The 16,547-nt window shown below is 62.6% G+C and carries 16 protein-coding genes; 9 read left to right on the top strand and 7 right to left on the bottom strand.

What is annotated here, in order from left to right:
- Positions 1–42: 42 nt before the first annotated feature.
- The 4 genes from ACXHGZ_RS12815 to ACXHGZ_RS12800 all read left to right on the top strand — a co-directional run bounded on the left by ACXHGZ_RS12815 (position 43) and on the right by ACXHGZ_RS12800 (position 4,115).
- Positions 43–1,206 (top strand): iron-containing alcohol dehydrogenase, encoded by a 1,164-nt coding sequence (locus ACXHGZ_RS12815; protein WP_324812989.1) that lies wholly within the window; start codon positions 43–45, stop codon positions 1,204–1,206.
- 58 nt (positions 1,207–1,264) lie between these two features.
- Positions 1,265–1,579: an NIPSNAP family protein gene (locus ACXHGZ_RS12810; RefSeq protein WP_324812986.1), complete on the top strand. Its 315-nt coding sequence runs from the start codon at positions 1,265–1,267 to the stop codon at positions 1,577–1,579.
- Positions 1,580–1,606: 27 nt separating this feature from the next.
- Positions 1,607–3,181, top strand: a complete 1,575-nt coding sequence (locus ACXHGZ_RS12805; protein ID WP_480460169.1) for an aldehyde dehydrogenase (NADP(+)) — start codon at positions 1,607–1,609, stop codon at positions 3,179–3,181.
- Positions 3,182–3,329: 148 nt separating this feature from the next.
- The gene (locus ACXHGZ_RS12800) at positions 3,330–4,115 is read left to right on the top strand and encodes an SDR family oxidoreductase (RefSeq protein WP_480460168.1); all 786 of its coding nucleotides are present in this window, start codon (positions 3,330–3,332) and stop codon (positions 4,113–4,115) included.
- 45 nt (positions 4,116–4,160) lie between these two features.
- Here ACXHGZ_RS12800 and ACXHGZ_RS12795 read toward each other — a convergent pair whose 3' ends face one another.
- The 3 genes from ACXHGZ_RS12795 to ACXHGZ_RS12785 all read right to left on the bottom strand — a co-directional run bounded on the left by ACXHGZ_RS12795 (position 4,161) and on the right by ACXHGZ_RS12785 (position 6,832).
- A complete protein-coding gene (locus tag ACXHGZ_RS12795) occupies positions 4,161–4,565 on the bottom strand; it encodes a hypothetical protein (RefSeq protein ID WP_480460167.1) in 405 nt (134 codons plus the stop codon).
- A 198-nt stretch (positions 4,566–4,763) separates the two neighbouring features.
- Positions 4,764–5,729 carry a 3-ketosteroid-9-alpha-monooxygenase, oxygenase component gene (locus tag ACXHGZ_RS12790; protein ID WP_480460166.1) on the bottom strand — a complete coding sequence of 322 codons (966 nt, stop codon included), beginning with the start codon at positions 5,727–5,729 and terminating at the stop codon, positions 4,764–4,766.
- Positions 5,730–5,773: 44 nt separating this feature from the next.
- The gene (locus ACXHGZ_RS12785; RefSeq protein WP_480460165.1) at positions 5,774–6,832 is read right to left on the bottom strand and encodes a 3-ketosteroid-9-alpha-monooxygenase, oxygenase component; all 1,059 of its coding nucleotides are present in this window, start codon (positions 6,830–6,832) and stop codon (positions 5,774–5,776) included.
- A 393-nt stretch (positions 6,833–7,225) separates the two neighbouring features.
- Here ACXHGZ_RS12785 and ACXHGZ_RS12780 point away from each other — a divergent pair, with 393 nt between their 5' ends.
- The 5 genes from ACXHGZ_RS12780 to ACXHGZ_RS12760 all read left to right on the top strand — a co-directional run bounded on the left by ACXHGZ_RS12780 (position 7,226) and on the right by ACXHGZ_RS12760 (position 11,680).
- Positions 7,226–8,140: a LysR family transcriptional regulator gene (locus tag ACXHGZ_RS12780; RefSeq protein WP_480460164.1), complete on the top strand. Its 915-nt coding sequence runs from the start codon at positions 7,226–7,228 to the stop codon at positions 8,138–8,140.
- 293 nt (positions 8,141–8,433) lie between these two features.
- A complete protein-coding gene (locus ACXHGZ_RS12775) occupies positions 8,434–9,561 on the top strand; it encodes a helix-turn-helix transcriptional regulator (RefSeq protein ID WP_480460163.1) in 1,128 nt (375 codons plus the stop codon).
- A 207-nt stretch (positions 9,562–9,768) separates the two neighbouring features.
- The gene (locus ACXHGZ_RS12770; protein ID WP_480464050.1) at positions 9,769–10,425 is read left to right on the top strand and encodes a TraX family protein; all 657 of its coding nucleotides are present in this window, start codon (positions 9,769–9,771) and stop codon (positions 10,423–10,425) included.
- Between the two features lie 197 nt (positions 10,426–10,622).
- Positions 10,623–11,048 carry a DUF2628 domain-containing protein gene (locus tag ACXHGZ_RS12765; RefSeq protein WP_480460162.1) on the top strand — a complete coding sequence of 142 codons (426 nt, stop codon included), beginning with the start codon at positions 10,623–10,625 and terminating at the stop codon, positions 11,046–11,048.
- A gap of 68 nt (positions 11,049–11,116) precedes the next feature.
- The gene (locus tag ACXHGZ_RS12760; protein WP_480460161.1) at positions 11,117–11,680 is read left to right on the top strand and encodes a DUF6508 domain-containing protein; all 564 of its coding nucleotides are present in this window, start codon (positions 11,117–11,119) and stop codon (positions 11,678–11,680) included.
- Between the two features lie 136 nt (positions 11,681–11,816).
- Here the strand turns inward: ACXHGZ_RS12760 and ACXHGZ_RS12755 are convergent, their stop codons facing one another.
- The 4 genes from ACXHGZ_RS12755 to ACXHGZ_RS12740 all read right to left on the bottom strand — a co-directional run bounded on the left by ACXHGZ_RS12755 (position 11,817) and on the right by ACXHGZ_RS12740 (position 16,390).
- Positions 11,817–12,116: a hypothetical protein gene (locus ACXHGZ_RS12755; RefSeq protein WP_480460160.1), complete on the bottom strand. Its 300-nt coding sequence runs from the start codon at positions 12,114–12,116 to the stop codon at positions 11,817–11,819.
- 175 nt (positions 12,117–12,291) lie between these two features.
- Entirely contained in the window at positions 12,292–12,996 is a 705-nt protein-coding gene (locus ACXHGZ_RS12750) for an SDR family oxidoreductase (protein ID WP_480460159.1), read from the bottom strand.
- 82 nt (positions 12,997–13,078) lie between these two features.
- The gene (locus ACXHGZ_RS12745) at positions 13,079–13,990 is read right to left on the bottom strand and encodes a LysR substrate-binding domain-containing protein (protein WP_480460158.1); all 912 of its coding nucleotides are present in this window, start codon (positions 13,988–13,990) and stop codon (positions 13,079–13,081) included.
- A gap of 237 nt (positions 13,991–14,227) precedes the next feature.
- On the bottom strand, positions 14,228–16,390 hold the full coding sequence (locus ACXHGZ_RS12740; RefSeq protein WP_480460157.1) for a TonB-dependent siderophore receptor: 2,163 nt from the start codon (positions 16,388–16,390) through the stop codon (positions 14,228–14,230).
- Positions 16,391–16,547 lie beyond the last annotated feature (157 nt).

Below are 16,547 nucleotides of genomic sequence, written 5' to 3'. Positions count from 1 at the left end.
TTCAACAAGAACAACGCGGCTCCACGTGCCCGAGGACCTTCCATGAGCAATTTCCAGTTCCATTTCCCCACCCTCACCCGATGCGGTGAAGGCCTGGCCAACCAGGCCGGTGCGCTGCTCAAGCCCTATGTACAGGGCGCTCTGCTGGTGGTCACCGACCAGGGTTTGATCGACGCGGGTATCCTCGGCGGGTTCTTCGCCTCCCTGGAGCAGGCCGGTATCGACTACCACCTGTTCTCGGCGGTGCAGGCCAACCCCAGCACCGACGTGCTCGATGCCGCCGTGCGCCTGTTGCGCGAACATGATTGTCGGGCGGTGATCGGCGTGGGGGGTGGCAGCAGCATCGACACAGCCAAGGGCGTGGCGGCGATGGCCACCAACCCGGGCAACATCCTCGACTACGAGGGCTACGACAAGCTGGTCAACCCACCGCTGCCGATCTTCGCCATCCCCACCACCGCCGGCACCGGCAGCGAATGCACCGCCTCGACCGTGTTCACCAACACGCAGACGCTGTTCAAGACTGTCATCATCAGCCCGCAGCTGTTCCCGCGCCTGGCCATTCTGGACCCGGCGCTGACCTTGAAACTGCCGGCATCGATCACCGCCGCTACCGGCATGGATGCGCTGACCCATGCCATCGAGTCCTACGTTTCGCGCCAGGCCAACCCGATCAGCCAGTCCATGGCGCTGCAGGCGATCCGCATGATCGCGGGCAGCCTGGAGAAGTGCTATTTCGTCGGCACTGACATGGCCGCTCGCGAGCAGATGCTGCTGGGCTCGTTCCTGGCCGGCGTGGCGTTCTCCCAGTCCAAGCTGGGCAACGTGCATGCCATCTCGCACACCTTCGGTGGCGTGTTCAACATCCCCCACGGCATCGCCAACGCCGCGTTGCTGCCCTATGTGATCAAGTTCAACGTCCCGGCCTGCCCGGAGCGTTTCCGTGACATCGCCATTGCCCTGGGGGCCGATGTTACTGGCCTTGACCTGATGCAGGCGGCGGCCTGCACCGTGGAGCGTGTAGTGGCGCTCAACCGTGCCATCGGCATCCCGGCCACCATCCGCGAGCTGGGCGTGGACCTGGAGTTCCTGCCGCAGATGGTCAGCGATTCGATGCGCAGCGGCAACGTGCTGGTCAACCCACGCTTGACCACAGCCCGCGATGTCGAGCGGCTGATCACCGACGCCTACCACGGCCACCTCTGACCCCCCATTACCCTCCGCGTGCCCGGCTGCGGGCACGCCTGCCTAGGAAGCCTTGACCATGTTCTATGAAATGCGCACCTACACCCTGCACATCGGCAAGATGAAGGAATACCTGGAGCACTTCGAGAAAGAAGGCCTGCCGGTGATCTCGCGCTACGCCACCCTGGTGGGCTGGTGGTACACCGAGATCGGCGAACTCAACCAGGTGGTGCACATCTGGGCCTATGAAAGCCTGGATGACCGTATCCGCCGCCGCGCCGCACTCTATGAAGACCGCGACTGGCTCGAACGCTTCATTCCAAAGGCCTTCCCCATGCTGGTGCGCATGGAGTCGAAGCTGTTGATGCCGGCGGCCTTCTCGCCGATCAAGTGACCTTTGTTTTCTCGTGAGCGTATTTCCATGTCCGACGGATACAACTACATCGGTGGGCGCCGTAGCGGCTTGGGCACGGTGCTGTTGAGCAGCATCGATGCCCACAGCGGCGAGCGCCTGCCCGGCTTCTTCCATCAAGCCACCGAGCAAGAGGTGGATGCCGCGGCCCAGGCTGCGGCGAACGCCTACCCGGCCTACCGTGCCCTGGCGCCAGAGCGCCGAGCGTGTTTTCTGGAGGCCATCGCCGATGAACTGGACGCCTTGGGTGGAGACTTCATCGCCCTGGTCGGACGCGAGACTGCCTTGCCGGCCGCGCGGGTCAGCGGCGAATGCGCCCGCACCAGCGGCCAGCTGCGGTTGTTCGCCCAGGTGCTGCGTCGGGGCGATTTCCTCGGCGCGCGCATCGACCGCGCCTTGCCCGAGCGCCAACCGCTGCCGCGCCCGGACCTGCGCCAATACCGGCTGGGCGTCGGCCCTGTGGCGGTGTTCGGTGCCAGCAATTTCCCGTTGGCCTTCTCCACGGCAGGTGGCGACACCGCCGCCGCACTGGCCGCTGGCTGCCCCGTGGTGGTCAAGGCGCACAGTGGGCATATGGGGACGGCACAGCAAGTGGCCGATGCCATCGAGCGGGCCGCGCGCCGCACGCAGATGCCGGCAGGGGTCTTCAACATGATCTTCGGCAGCGGTGTCGGCGAGCGCCTGGTGCGTCACCCGGCGATCCAGGCGGTGGGCTTCACCGGGTCGCTCAAGGGCGGGCGTGCCCTTTGCGACTTGGCGGCGGCACGGCCACAGCCGATTCCGGTGTTCGCCGAAATGAGCAGCATCAACCCGGTGCTGGTGCTGCCCGAGGCCCTGGTGCAGCGCGGCGAGACCATCGCCCGGGACTTGAGCGCCTCGGTGGTGCAGGGGGCAGGGCAGTTCTGCACCAACCCTGGCCTGGTGATCGGGCTGCGTTCAGCCGCGTTCAGCGCCTTCGTCGAGGCCTTGGGCCGGCAGTTGGATGACCAGCCGGCGCAGACCATGCTCAACCCTGGCACCCTGGCCAGTTACGCCGCGGGGCTGCGCGCCTTGGAAGCGCACCCCCACGTGCAGCGCCTGAGCACCAGCCGCCACGACGGCCCGCAGGCGTCGGCGCAGCTGTTCAGGGCCGATGCCCGGTTGCTGCTGGAGGGCGACGAGCTGTTGCAGGAAGAGGTGTTCGGCCCGGCCACGGTGGTGGTCGAGGTGGATGATCGGCAGATGCTGCTGCAGGCCCTGGCCGGGCTGCGCGGGCAGCTGACTGCGACCTTGATCGGCGAACCTTCGGAGCTTGCCGAGGCAGGCGACTTGCTGGCGGTGCTGGAGCAGAAGGTCGGGCGGGTGCTGGTCAACGGCTACCCGACCGGTGTCGAGGTCTGTGACGCGATGGTCCACGGTGGCCCTTACCCGGCCACCTCCGATGCCCGGGGAACCTCGGTCGGCACCCTGGCCATCGACCGCTTCCTGCGGCCAGTGTGCTACCAGAACCTGCCGGACGCGTTGCTGCCCGATGCCCTGAAGAACGCCAACCCGCTGGGGATCGATCGACTTGTGGATGGGGTGTTCAACCGCAGCGCGTTGTAGCACCATCGGGGGCGAGTGGGGACAGCGACCGTTGTGGCAGTGGGCCGGCCCTGCGATCGGGCCCGCCCAGCCAAGGGCGTTGCCCGTTGATCGCTGGGCCAGCCCGCTCCCACAGCGCCGTACAACGTATTGGTAATTGGGAGTCAACATGGATCTGGGTATCAACGGCCGCTGGGCCATCGTCTGCGCCGCCAGCCAGGGGCTGGGCAAGGGGTGTGCCCAAGCCCTGGGCGGCGAAGGCGTCAACCTGGTGATCAACGCCCGCACCGCCACCACCCTGGCGCAGACAGCCGCTGAGTTGCGTGGCCTGTTCCCGGCCATCGAGGTGCGTACGGTGGTAGGCGACGTAGCCGAGCCAGCTGTGCGAAAGGCCCTGCTCGCGGCCTGCCCGCAGGTCGATATTCTGGTCAACAATGCCGGCGGCCCACCCCCGGGTGATTTTCGCGACTGGGGCCGGGACGACTGGCTCAAGGCGCTGGATGCCAACATGCTCACGCCCATCGAACTGATCAAGGCGGTGGTCGATGGCATGGCCGAGCGTGGTTTCGGGCGGGTGGTGAACATCACCTCCGGTGCGGTCAAGGCACCGATCGATATCCTTGGCCTGTCCAATGGCGCGCGTAGCGGCCTGACCGGCTTCATCGCCGGGCTTGCTCGTCAGCAACGTCTGGCCGGGCGCAACGTCACGCTGAACAACCTCCTGCCAGGCGCCTTCGACACCGCTCGCCTGCAAAAGACCCTGCAGGCTGCGAGCCAGGCCAGCGGTGACCTGCAGGCGACCACCCAGGCCCGTCGTCAGGCGATCCCGGCGGCGCGTTTCGGCAAGGCCGAAGAGTTCGGGGCGTATTGCGCGTTCCTGTGCAGCGCCCAGGGTGGCTATATCACCGGGCAGAACCTGCTGATCGACGGCGGGGCGTATCCAGGGACGTTCTGACGGGCTTCGGGCATCAAGATGCCCGAAGCCGAAATGAGAGGGGTATCAACGACGATAGTAGCGGCGGTCGTAATCGCGGTAGTCGCGGTCGTAGCGATGGTGCATCGCGCGATAGTGGTGACGCTCCCAGTCGCGGCGGCGCTCGGCTGCGCGGCGGGCCTGCTCGCGGCGCCAATGGTCGCGACGCCAATCACCTCGGCGGTCGTGCCAGCGGCCGTCGTGGTCGTGCCAGTAGCGGTCGTCATGGGCAAGCAGCGGTGCCGATTGCTGGTCGGCGGTGCTGGCCAGGTTGGCCCAGGGGTTGTCGGCGGCCTGGCGCGGAGCCTGGGGGGCTGCGACGTGCGGGGCAGCCGCAGGGGTGGACGCCTTCATTTGCGTTGCTGATGCCGAGCCCATTGCCGCGAACGCGAACAGGCCGAGCAGCACTATCCGTGGGACATGGAATTTCATGAGCGAAGACAACCTCTGGTGGACAATGGGATGTAGCCGGCTGGCAAATGGTTTGCCGAGCTTCGTGCCTATCCACATAGACCGATAAATAGAAAAAAGTTCTAGGCAGGCGCGTACAAATAGCTGCCGGGGCTTTTGTGAATGCAACCATGAACAGAAACGCCACCCGTTCGGGTGGCGTTCTGGCGACGCTCGGCGTCAGGCGATAATGGCCTGTGGGGGGGTATCGACGAAGAACTGGCGATACCACTTCCTCAATTCGAACAGTTGGCCATCCTCCTTGCACAGCAGCGGAGCCTCGCGGTACACCTTGTTCTCCCAGATCTCGACATCCTCGTAGAACGCTTTGTGGGCGAAACCTGCATATTCCTCGGCGATGGCGTCGATGTCGGTGATGGCCGGGTCGTGGCGCAGTTTCAGCCCATAGCACAAGTCCAGGCTCTGGTGGTCCACCGGCGTATGGAAGTTGACCTGCCGGCTTTCGTGGGTGCCTTGCATCTCGACGTGCATCAGGCCCGGCCCGAAGTAGGTCGCCACGGTCTCCAGCTGGTTGCCCAGCGTGGGGTGTCGGCCGATCAGCGAGATCTGCCGGGCGATGTGTCCGTCGTATTCGACGGTGATCTTGTCGATCGGCGACTGGTGGACGATGGCGAAGTGCGGGGTATCCACCAGGTTCTCGATGATCTCCTTGCCTTGGGTCTTGATCCGCCAGCGCTTGAAGTACCAGCGTGTCCAGCCGTCATCATCGTTCATCTCGGTGGAGCGCGGCACCTCCCATTCGGGCTCGCCCCCCTGCGGATCGAACCAGAGGTGGATCATCTGGTTCAGTTCGCACACCGGGTGCCACTTCAAGGCGCCTTCCTTTGCCTTGGGCGGAATGCGCTCGGCATAGGGGATGGCAGTGCATTTACCTTGCCGGTCGAACTGCCAGCCATGGAAAGGGCAACGAATGGTGTTGCCTACGCACTGGCCGCCGCCCAGGTGGGCGCCAAGGTGAGGGCAATGGGCATCGAGGATCGCGACCTCACCGTTTTCGCCTCGAAAGGCGACGTAGTCCCGATTGAAATACTTGAGCGACTTGACCTGCCCGATGGCCAGCTCATTCGAAAAGAGCACGCCAAACCAGCCCTTGGGAAAGCGTTCGGCAAAGAAATCTTTGTTCACGGCTGAATCTCCAGGTGTTTATTGTTTTTTTTCGCCCATCCACCCTAGGCGTCAGAAGGTGCCAGCTGGGCTTCCTGCTGCCTGACCGGCTGGCCGTCCAAGCCCACGCCGTGAACGTCCATCAGCCACTGCGCCGTGTCTGCACGTTCCCGCGAGATGAACACGCGTTTCTCGGCGGTCTTGGCAGGGACTTGGTCGCGGTCGAGATAGAACTGCTCATACCATTCGCGCAGCTGATAGACCGGCCCGTCGCCGCCACACAGGATGGGGTTGTCCACGCGTTTCTTGTTGTCCCAGATGCGCAGGTCCTGGAAGAACGTTTCCTGGCCGTTGGCAATATAGGCGGCGATGAGTTTCTGGTTTTCGGAGAACGACAAATTATCCAGCGCTCGTACTTTCATGCCGAAGTGCATCATGAAACGATCCTGGGTGATCGGCACGTTGCCGATCATCATGATGCATTCAAGTTTATGGCCCCACATTTCCGCTTCCATGTCGGCAATGACATAGGACGGGCCATAGTAGTAAGCAATGCTGCGCAGTGAATCGCCGGTGCCGATCAACTGGTTGCCGCCGGTCAACATCTGGCAATAGGTATGCCCCTGGGAGACATTGAGGTAACTGCTGACGGGGGAGCCATGCACCGGTTCGAAGTGGTAGACATCGGCCAGGTTATCGATAAGTTCGCGGCAATTGGTATTGGCCGGTTTGCTCAACACCACCCAGTCCGACCAGTTTTCTTCCTGGCAGCAGCGGTGCGGTGGAATGCGTTGCTCGGCCATGGGTGGCAAGCCTTCGTGGTCATGCCAGATGAACAACAATTCGTTTTCCACCATGCATTCCCATTGGCGAATTCGCGCCTTGGGCGGGATCTTCTCGCAGTAGGGGATCTTCTCGCAGTAGCCGCCATCGCCCCATTGCCATGAATGGAAGGGACACTCCAGGGTATTGCCCTTGACCGTACCGTTCGCCAGGTTGGCGCCCATGTGTGGGCAATAGGCATCGAAAACCCGAATGACACCGTCTTCGCCGCGAAAGGCCACCAGTTCCGTCCCGAACACTTCGAACGCGGTCACTTCGCCTTGCTTGATCGTGCGTTCCAAGCCAAAACAATGCCAGCCACGCGCATAACGACTGGGTGTCTTGGAAATGATCCGTGCAAACTCCACCATCGTCCTTCTTCCCCTTTTTTATATATTTCCAGGCTCCGCCGTTAGACGGTTCGGCGGGAAGAAAACTAGTGGCGCAGGCCAGGCCTGTAAATGTTCAAATTTGCACGCGTGTGTGCAATCGTGCACCGCTGGGCCAATCGCTGGCACTTTATTTTTCTCGGGGGAAACCCCGGCCAAATAGCGGTTTACAAGGCGATGCCACGCGGTTGACCCTGGCACGGGTGCGTGCTTTTATGCACCCCGTTCGCGCCCAATTGAATACTGTGGCCATGGTTGCCAAGGTGGGGCAGGCTACCCGGCGCGGCCCGATATCGTCGGCACCACATGGAGGGGCGCGAAGTGTTGGACTGGGATGATCTACGTTATTTTCTCGCCGCCGTGGAAGCGGGCTCCTACTTGGGGGGCGCCAAAGCGTTGGGCGTGAATCGGACTACCGTAGGTCGTCGTGTCGAAGCCTTGGAAAAGTGCATCGGCAGCCCGTTGTTCAAACAAACCGCCTCGGGTTACCACCCCACCGAAGTGGGGATCAAAGTCCTGAAGTGTGCCAAGCAGCTGGAAAAGCACGTGGCGCAACTGTCCACGGCCCTGGTCAACCATCAAGGCGCACTGCAAGGGCATGTACGCGTTGCCGTCGCCGCGGAGCTTGGCAGCGACTTGCTCGCCGAAATATTGCGATTCCAGCGCAACCACGGCGAGGTCACCGTGGAAGTCTCGAGTGTGCGTGATCCCGTCACCGCCTTGACCCAACGCAAGGCCGACATCGCCCTGGGCGCCTTGCGTGCCAAGCCTGAGTACCTGGCAGGGCAGTGCCTGGGGCGATTGTCGCTCGGCGTCTATGGTGCCGCGCAGGTGTCGCGCCATGGCATGGGCGCGCAGGACACCGCCTGGGTGGGATGGTCCGAAGACATGCAGGGCTGCCTGCTGGCCAGCCTGATGGCCAGCCACGTCGGCGAAGATGCCCGTACCGTCAGCTGGGTGGACTGCTGGGCGGTCCTCAAGGCAGCGACCTTGGCGGGTAGCAGCGTTGCCCTGATGTGGCAGGCCTTCGCCGAAACCGATCCAGGCCTGGTTCGCCTCCCGGGTTTGCTGCCCGGCCAAGGGCAGGGGGCCGATCTGTGGCTGTTGTCGCTCGAGGCGATCCCGCTGGATGCCTGCAAGAAGGCGATGTGCGACTTTCTATTCGCAAGCCTCCGGCAAACATTGGCCGCCGGGCCGGGTTTCACCGCCGCCGGTTGCTAGGGCGCCTACCCACGAGCGTTGGGCCATAGTCCCAATGGCCGATGCCTGCTCGGTGATCGCTGCCGAGAATGCTTTAGCACTCGTCCAACCAGACGTAGCGAGGAAAGGGTGATGATCGATCTGGGCGCGAACGTGACAATCGTGACCTGCGCCGCAACGGCCATTGGCCGTCGGGCTGCCTTGCACGTCGCCAAGGCAGGTACACTGCCTGGCAAGCCTCGTGCAATCGGCCAGAGGGCCTGATGGCAGTGCTTCCAACACCGTGTCAACGTCAACAAGAAAGCGGTTTTTCAATGCACAACCTCAGCGTCGAGTTGTTCAGTGACCTAGTCGGCAAACTCTATCAAGGGCCACGGGAGACCATTCCCTGGGCGACATTCCTCAACCAGCTCAATGTGCAAATGCGCAGCAAGTACGTCACCTTCATGCTGCGCCCGCCAAGCCACCTGGACGTCGGCCTGATGATCAATACCACCGGCTCCACGGCGGAGATCACCAGCTCGTACAACCAGTATTTCTTCGCCCTCGACCCCTTCGTCGATTTACCTAACCGCCAGGTGGTCACCAACTCGGAGTTCATCACCGACAACAACTGGCTGAATTCGGAGTTCTACAAGAGCTTCCTCGAGCCGTTGGACGTGTTCCATATCCTGGGGGCCGACATCACCACCTGTGACGGTGTCAATTGCCGGATCCGTATCAGCCGCAGCCGTAGCGCGCCCGCCTTTGGCGACGAAGAAAAGGCGCTGTTGGCGCAGTTCATCCCTCACCTCGAACGCTCGGTCGAGATCCACACCCAGCTCAATCGCATCGCCACCGAACGCAACCTGTATGCCGAGGCGGTGGACCAGCTCGAGGTCGGCACGATCCTGCTCGATGAGGCCGGCCGTGTCCTGCAGACCAACGAGGTCGCCAATGGCCTGATCCAGGCCAAGGATGGCATCAGGTTGGTCCAGGACTCGCTGGTGGTCGGCAGCAGCCGCGAGACCCAGGAGTTCCGCCGCCTGGTCAAGCGTTCCTTGCTCTCGCACAAGAGCAATACCCCGTCGGTGGTCGAGGCCCTGCGGGTCAAGCGTACATCCGGGCGCGCGGACCTGGGCATCATCGTGCGCTCGGTCCCGCCGCTGGAATGGAGCGAAGGCAAGCAGTGCCCGGCGGTGGTGATCTTCATCAGTGACCCGGAGCGGCATTCCAGCGCGCCGAAGGAAATCGTCAGCGCGCTGTTCAGCCTCACGCCTGCAGAAACCAGCCTGGCCATGTTGCTGGCCAACGGCTTGACCAAGGACGAAGCCTCCAAAGAGCTGGGCATCAGCACCAATACGGCACGTGCCCACCTGCGATCGATCTTCTCCAAGACCGGCGTGACGCGCCAGACGATGTTGGTACGGCTGATCCTGCGCAGTGTCGCGACCTTGGGTTGATGCGCACGACTGCCTGGCCGAGGCTACCCTCTGTATTATCCGAACCGACGACAGACCTCATCGGCGTTCGCCGCGTTGGACGAGGCGCTTCGTTACAGACGTTGACACACCTAGGCCGTGGAGCATGCCGTGAACCCTGGAGAAGCCAACGCCAACAATAGGCGCCATGCGGGCCAGGACCTGATCAAGTGGATCGCCCTGGTGACCATGGTGCTCGATCACATGCGCCTGGCCTGGCCGGCGCTCAGTGGCCTGTTCGTGCTTGGCCGGCTTTCGTTCCCCTTGTTCTGCCTGGCCATTGCGATCAATGTTTCGCGCACCCGGCCAGGCGAGCTGTTCACCCGGAGCAACGGCCGCTACCTTGCGCTGTTGGTGCTGTTCGCTGCGCTTTCAGAGGTGCCGTATCGCCTGATTGGCACCTCGGACACATTCAATGTGCTGGTGACCCTGGCCCTGGGCCTGCTGGTTGCCTGGGGGGCGCACCACCGAAGCGTCGAAAGCCTGGCTATGGCGGCCGCGGCGATGGCAGTCGCCTGTCTGCTGAACGCGCCGCTCATGTATGGTTTCTTTGGCGTGCTTCTTCCTTCGGCGTTGTTGCTGGCGATCAAGCGCCCGATGTGCTTTGCACTCGTGCCCGTTGCGCTGTGCGTCATCATCAACACGCGCACCGGGCTGTTCACGCGTGCCCTGCAGCTGGAACCCTATGCCATGCTGGCGTTGCTGGTTGCCGCGCTTGCGCCTGTACTTGGGCTGGCGCTGTTCGGATGCAGGTTACCCTTGCGGGTCATACCGGTCACGCGATGGAGCTATTGGTTCTACCCAGGCCACCTCGCTGTGCTACTCGGTATACGCGCTGTGCTCTAGCGCTTTTTCCACATGGCGTTGCTGCCGTTGGCCAATGGCAACAGGGCATTGTTCCACTTGCCGGTAGCTGCCACACTAGCGCCGGAGAGGACATGCACGGATGCTAGGCCTGAACAGTGGCACAGGTCCGTCTTTCGCTCTCGGGGCAGCGGTCGATCGACCCGCACCGACTATTCAAGGACTACAAGGAGTTGTGAATGAGCGTCACCGAAGGAACCCAGGAAACCGCGAGCTACAACGCAAAATGGCAGGAGCGATTTGCGTTCTTCGATGCCCACGGCGCGCCTAATTCGCCGGCCTACAAGCCTGCACTCAAGCAATTGCCTTTCAAGAAGAAGATCTTGGTCAACGCCAATATCATCGCTTTCTTCTTCGGCCCCATCTACCTCTTCATCCTCGGGCTCTGGAAAAAGAACCTGGCCTTGCTCGGGATCATGGTGGTCGCCTCCATCGTGATCGACCTGCTCTTCGGCCTGGCTGGCATGGAGGCGCCCAAAGCCGTCGATTTCGGCTTCGGTTTCGCCTTCAACTTGCTGTACGCCCTGGCCACCAACTATGCCTATTACCTGAAGGAGCGTAAGGGCGAGCAGGGGTGGAATCCGTTCAAAGGGATGCGCTGGTAAGTCATCGGGCCGGCTGGCCGCGGGCCTTGGCACCGACGGGCAGCCCGGCCTACTTGTGGAGTAGCGCGATGTTCAGACTCATCCAACGCGTGCGGGCGCTCCTGGGCAACGGAGCGTGCACGGGTGAGGCCCCGGCAAGCGCGCAGGGCGACGCTCGTACCCTTTCCAGGGTTGAGCAGAACCTGGCTCCAGGTGCCCGACCGACAGTCGATCGTTCTGCCCTGCGCTTTTGCGATGAGGCCGAGCTGTGGGAATACCCCGACCCCGAACTTGCCGACATCGATGAATTGCTGCGCTACCACGCGTTGCTCTACCCGAGCGGAGTCGCCATCAAAGCCTACGAGGTTCGCAAAAACACGCACTGGCCCGACTACTACGCCGTGGTCGAGCAGTTCTACGAACTGGCAGGCAAAGCCTGTTGGGTCGATGTGCATTACCTCCGGCACGGTGCCGAAGCCATGTTGGAAGATCCGTCATGCATCGCTCAAGCTGACCTGGCGCAGCTCAAGAGCCTGCTGACCTATTGCACGCGGGGAGAGCGCTTCTGCGACGGTCATTGGGGGACGATGATCGAGCAAGGCCATGTGCTGGCCATATTGCAGCGCCTGGCTGTGCTACGGAAACAGATGTAGCGTCGGACTTCGCTATCCCTCGCCCCTGTGTGCGGGCTTGTCCCGCGATCAAGGGCGAAGCGCTTGCCAGGCGGCTTGTCCGAAAGGTCCGGCAGGCGCCAGGGCAGTCACCCACCCCGGCGCCGCTCAATGGCAATCAGCGATTCTTGTCCCACTGCTGAGTGTCGCTTTGCGATCGCTGCCCACCCATGCGATCCCTGTCGGTGGGGTTCTGCTTGTCGGTCATGTCCTGGCCGCCCTGGCTTCCGGATTCCCGAGACCGATCCCAGTCCTTGTTCATCTTGTCCTCAGGCTTGCGGTCCGATTGCTGCCCACCTTTTTGCTGGTTAGGCATGCCGCTTCCCGGGCCCTGGCCACCTTGCTGGCCTGGGCCTGTGTTGTTGCCCATGCCGGTGTTGCTGTCGCCTTGGTTACCCTTGTCTTGATTGTTAGCCATGATCGCTTACCTCAAGTCAAACACAGGAAGATCTGTGTCCAATTTGGAGTGACCGGCTCCGTCTCGGTATGCATTTATCGCAACCTTTTCGGACCAAGCGCGTTAACAACCAGTGGGCCGGCATTTAAAGCGCCAAGCACAGGTTCGAACCGGCAAGACGAACGCTACACCTTCATCAGACGCTACGCGTCACCCCACCATCGACCCTGATGTTCTGCCCGGTGATATAGGCCGCGCCATCGCTGGCGAGGAAGGCGATGGTCGCGGCGACTTCCTCGCTGGTGCCGTATCGCTTGAGCGGCACGCTGTCGCGACGCTGTTCGGTGGCGGGCAGGCTGTCGATCCAGCCGGGGAGTACGTTGTTGATGCGCACGTTATCGGCGGCGAAGTTGTCCGCGAAGATCTTGCTGAATGCCGCCAGGCCAGAGCGGAACACCGCCGAGGTGGGGAACAGTTCACTCGGCTCGAAGGCCCAGGCCGTGGAGATGTTGATGATCACGCCGCCTTTTTGCCGCTGCATGATCGGCGTCACCAGGCGCGTAGGGCGGATGACGTTGAGCAAGTAGGTCTCCATGCCTTTGTGCCAGTCCTCGTCACTGATCTCGAGGATGGGCGCGCGAGGGCCGTGGCCGGCGCTGTTGACCAGCACGTCGATGCGGCCCCACTTCTCGACGACGGCATCGACCAGCCGCTGCAGGTCTTGCACCGACTGGTTGCTGCCGGTGACGCCGATACCGCCGAGCTCGGCGGCCAGCGCCTCACCCTTGCCCGAAGACGAAAGGATGCCGACCTTGAAGCCATCGGCCGCGAGACGGCGCGCCGCGGCTGCACCCATGCCACTGCCGCCGGCGGTGATGATCGCTACTTTTTCTACAGACATGCTACCTCCTGGGAATTGAAAACACGCTGTTGCAGTGGGTTCCACACTAGCAGTCGCAGGAGTAGCGAGGAAGGCAGCCCAGCTATGCCGAGCCAGTAGATTGACTTTCGTCTGCCTGGGCGTTGAGCCAGTGCCTGACGATATCCAGGGCGGCAGGCTGTTGCGCCTTGCGTGGCCATACAAGGTAGAACGCCTTGTCCAGACGCAAGTACTGGGGGAAAACCTGCACCAGCTTGCCTGCGGCGATATCGTCCTTGACGAAGGCATGGCTGGCCAGCGCAATGCCTTGCCTGCCAACGGCAGCTTCGATCGCTAGGGACGTCTGGTTGAAACGGACATGCCTGGCTGTCGTTGCGCGGTGGCCGGGAAATACGGTGGCGATGAACTGCGGCCAGTAGTCATGGGCATCGTGAAGCGCGACGTACCCTTGAAGGGCTTCGAAGCGATCAGGGTGGCCGCGTTCAGCCAGCAAGGCGGGGCTTGCCACCGCAACGATCCGTTGCTCCATCAACAGCTCTGTGTTCAGGCCGGGCCCGAAGGGTGGGTGGCCGTAGCGCACGGCGATATCGACGCCATCGGTATGGAAATGCGAAAGCCGCTCGGTGGCCAGCACCCGCAGGTCGATGTCCGGATGCGCCTGGGCGAAATGCCCCAGCTTCGGGATCAGCCATTTAGCGGCGAAGGTCGGTGTTACGCTGACGGTGAGGTGGGAAGGTTCTGGGCGCAATAGGCGGGTGGCCTCCTCGAGCATCGTCAGCGCACTGCGAACGTTCGCACTGTAGGCACGCCCGGCATCGGTCAGGCCAAGGCCGCGGGGCAGGCGGTCGAACAGGCGAACCTGCAGGCTCGCTTCCAGCCCACGGACCTGTTGAGCTACTGCAGCCTGGGTCACGCCGAGCTCCTCGGCGGCAAGACGAAAGTTCAGGTGACGCGCTGCCACTTCGAACACGCGCAGTGCGTTGAGCGAAGGCAAACCAGGAAAACCTGCGGGCATGGCAATGGGAATTCTATTGGGTAACGAGGGCTGAGTGTGGCACGTGCCTGTCTGCCAAGGGAAGCCGGGCCAATTGCGGGACAAGCCCGTCCGCAGGGGATTCGCAAGTCTTGAGAACAGCGCAATCTCGGTGGGCGCTGGCCGGGCATATTGCGCGGTGCCTGTGGGAGCGGGCTTGCCCCGCGATAGGGCCAGCCCAGGCAACGACCTCCCATATGGCACCGCAGCGTCGTGGTGTCAGAAGGTATATTTGGCGGTCAACATCAGGTTGCGCGGATCACCGAAGGTATCGCCGCCGTAGTCCACCGATTCGGAAATGGACGAGTAGTATTTCTTGTCGAATACATTATTGGCGTTGAGCTGCAGATCGAGATGCCGGTTCACCTGGTAGCCGGCCATCAGGTCGGTGACCGCATAGCTGCCCTGGATCAGTCGGTACTCACCGCCCTCGGTCGGGATGTCGTTGTACATGCGGCTCTGCCAGGTCACGCCACCCCCGATGCGCAGCTTCTCCAGCGGGCCCTGGAAACGGTACGTGGTGTACAGCTTGAATTGGTGTTCGGGGGTGTCGGTTTCAAGCGGCTTGTTGACCTTGGCGGGGGCATTGTCATCCTTGATGGTATGCACGCGGGCGTAGGTGTAGCCCGCACCGATCTGCCACTGGTCGGTCAGCGCACCTTGCAGTTCAAGATCGATACCTTGGCTGCGCACTTCGCCGGAGGCCTGGTAGCAGGTCAGTTGCGGGCAGCTCGGCAGCTTGACTTCGACCTGGCGGTTTTCCTGGTCGATCCGGAACAGCGCCAGGCTGGCATTCAGCGCGCCATCGAAGTACTCGCCCTTGATCCCGACCTCGTAGTTCTTGCCCACGATGGGCGTCACCGGCTGGCCGGTGCCATCCCGGCCACTTTGCGGGGTGAAGATATCGGTGTAGCTGGCGTAGACAGAATGGTGCTCGTCCAGGTCGTAGATCAGGCCACCATAGCGAGTGACCTTGCGCGTCACTTTGTAGTCGCCCGCGTCATTGTCTCGCTGGTCGTAGTCGTACCAGTCCAGTCGTCCGCCCAGGATCAGCTTGAGCGGGTCGGCCAGGCTCAGGCGGGTAGTGGTGTAGACACCTTCCTGGTTGATCAGGTAGCGGTTGTTGCCGGTATGCACGAAGTTGGGCTTGCCGCCGTCGAGAGGGTAGTCGGTGTCGTACGGGCTGTAGTTGTGCTCGTTCATGTCGTACAGGCGCTTGCTGGCGCCGACCACCAGCTCGTGGGTGCGGCCCAGGGCTTGGAACGGGCCGCTGGCGAAGGCATCCAGGCCCAGTTGGTTCTCGTCGTGCTTGGCCTGGTAGACGGTACGGCTCAAGGTCTTGGCCGTGTTCCAGCGCGATTGGTACGAGCCCCGGAACAGGGCGTTCTGCTCGCTGTAGTTGGCGTTGACCTGCAACTTCCAGTCATTGGCCAGCAGATGACGCAGTTCGGCGAACAGGGTATTGATTTCCTGGTCCTTGTTTTCCCAATCCGTGCCTGGGTTGTACGAGCGCGACACGTCCAGGTGGTGGCCGCTGAGATCGGTGGGGATGGCGCCCCAGAAGAAATTGGTCTTGTCCTTCTGGTGGGAGAAGCCGAGGGTGAGGGTGGTGTCCTCGCTCAGGTCGGCTTCGGTGATCGCATAGAACAGACCGTGATCTTCCTTCTGCCCATCTCGGAAGCTGTTGGCGTCACGGTACGAGGTGACCACCCGCCCACGCAACGTGCCGCTTTCGTTGAGCGGGCTGGAGGCGTCCAGTTCGCCCCGGTAGTTGTCCCAGCTGCCGGCAGCACCCGTCAGGGTGATCTTCCGTTCGGCCAGCGGGCGCTTGCGCACCAGGTTGATCGCCGCCGATGGCGTACCGGCCCCGGTGACCAGGCCGGTAGCGCCGCGCACCACTTCCACGCGATCGAACATCGCCAGGTTCGGTTGGGCGCCTACCACCCAGCCGGTGTACGAGCTGGGGATGCCGTCGTACATGATGCTGTCCACGTCGAAGCCACGGGCCGTATAGGACTGCCGGCCAGGGCCGCTGGATTGATTGAGGAACAGGCCGGGGGTGTACCTGGCCACATCGTTGATGCTGGTCATGTTCTGGTCATCCATGCGCTGGCGGGTGATGACGGTCACCGCCTGGGGTGTTTCGCGCATGGTCAGGGGGAGCTTGGTGGCGGTGGACATGCTGCCGGTGGTGTACGACTGCGACCCTTCGGTGGTGCTGCCCAGGCCCGTGTCCGTGATGGCCGTGGCGCCTAGCTCGAGCACCGCGGGCGCTGCGGGTTGCTCGCTGGCGACCGTGGGTGTGAGCGGCGCCACGCAGATGGCGATTGCCAACAGGCTGCGTGTGGGCGTGAAGCGTTGGGGCGAAGGGGCCTGGGACATGCTGTCATCCTTGTTGCTGATGATTATGATAATGATTAGCAATAAGCTTGTCAGAATGTGTCTCTTGCTGACAATGCATTCGAATGGGCGGAAGTGCGCTTGGGGTATTCAGGTGGAGGGTGAAACGCTGGTTAGGGGCGTCGCAGCCGATGCGGAC

The sequence above is a fragment of the Pseudomonas shiyinii genome, from assembly GCF_056725765.1.
The sequence above is the reverse complement of the archived record's forward strand: the minus strand, read 5'-3'. Positions and strand labels throughout refer to the sequence as shown.

Coding starts and splice junctions, on each gene's coding strand:
- ACXHGZ_RS12760 (WP_480460161.1), top strand. CDS start 11,117: ATGTTCAGACTCATCCAACGCGTGCGGGCGCTCCTGGGCAACGGAGCG.
- ACXHGZ_RS12795 (WP_480460167.1), bottom strand. CDS start 4,565: ATGAAATTCCATGTCCCACGGATAGTGCTGCTCGGCCTGTTCGCGTTC.
- ACXHGZ_RS12770 (WP_480464050.1), top strand. CDS start 9,769: ATGGTGCTCGATCACATGCGCCTGGCCTGGCCGGCGCTCAGTGGCCTG.
- ACXHGZ_RS12755 (WP_480460160.1), bottom strand. CDS start 12,116: ATGGCTAACAATCAAGACAAGGGTAACCAAGGCGACAGCAACACCGGC.
- ACXHGZ_RS12775 (WP_480460163.1), top strand. CDS start 8,434: ATGCACAACCTCAGCGTCGAGTTGTTCAGTGACCTAGTCGGCAAACTC.
- ACXHGZ_RS12745 (WP_480460158.1), bottom strand. CDS start 13,990: ATGCCCGCAGGTTTTCCTGGTTTGCCTTCGCTCAACGCACTGCGCGTG.
- ACXHGZ_RS12800 (WP_480460168.1), top strand. CDS start 3,330: ATGGATCTGGGTATCAACGGCCGCTGGGCCATCGTCTGCGCCGCCAGC.
- ACXHGZ_RS12765 (WP_480460162.1), top strand. CDS start 10,623: ATGAGCGTCACCGAAGGAACCCAGGAAACCGCGAGCTACAACGCAAAA.
- ACXHGZ_RS12815 (WP_324812989.1), top strand. CDS start 43: ATGAGCAATTTCCAGTTCCATTTCCCCACCCTCACCCGATGCGGTGAA.
- ACXHGZ_RS12740 (WP_480460157.1), bottom strand. CDS start 16,390: ATGTCCCAGGCCCCTTCGCCCCAACGCTTCACGCCCACACGCAGCCTG.
- ACXHGZ_RS12780 (WP_480460164.1), top strand. CDS start 7,226: ATGGAGGGGCGCGAAGTGTTGGACTGGGATGATCTACGTTATTTTCTC.
- ACXHGZ_RS12810 (WP_324812986.1), top strand. CDS start 1,265: ATGTTCTATGAAATGCGCACCTACACCCTGCACATCGGCAAGATGAAG.
- ACXHGZ_RS12805 (WP_480460169.1), top strand. CDS start 1,607: ATGTCCGACGGATACAACTACATCGGTGGGCGCCGTAGCGGCTTGGGC.
- ACXHGZ_RS12750 (WP_480460159.1), bottom strand. CDS start 12,996: ATGTCTGTAGAAAAAGTAGCGATCATCACCGCCGGCGGCAGTGGCATG.